The 384-nt window shown below is 68.5% G+C and carries 1 protein-coding gene; it reads right to left on the reverse strand.

From position 1 onward, the window contains the following. Positions 1–384, reverse strand: a 384-nt coding sequence (locus tag BN2475_RS36115) for a pyridoxal-phosphate dependent enzyme (protein ID WP_245841749.1), incomplete at both ends; no start/stop codon positions are given.

Raw genomic sequence — 384 nt, forward strand, 5'->3', positions numbered from 1 at the left:
CGCCTCGTGCGCCTCGACCACTCCCGCGCGCTCGGCCACGAAGCGCATGCGGTCGAAATTCATGTTCGCGCCCGATGTGATCGCGATCAGCGTCTGGTTCTCGATGCCCTCGCGCTCGGCATACTGCTTGGCGCCCGCCACCGCCAGCGAGCCGGCCGGCTCCAGCACGCTGCGCGTGTCCTGGAACACGTCCTTGATCGCCGCGCACAACGCGTCGGTGTTCACCAGCAGCACGTCGTCGAGATAGTCGCGGCACAGCCGGAAGGTCTCCTCACCGACCAGCTTCACCGCCGTGCCGTCCGAGAACAGCCCCACCTCGTTCAGCGTGACGCGCTCGCCCGCCTTCAGCGACGCGGCCATCGCGCACGAGTCGTCGGTCTGCAC

The sequence above is a fragment of the Paraburkholderia ribeironis genome (assembly GCF_900019265.1).
GTDB classification, from domain to species: domain Bacteria; phylum Pseudomonadota; class Gammaproteobacteria; order Burkholderiales; family Burkholderiaceae; genus Paraburkholderia; species Paraburkholderia ribeironis.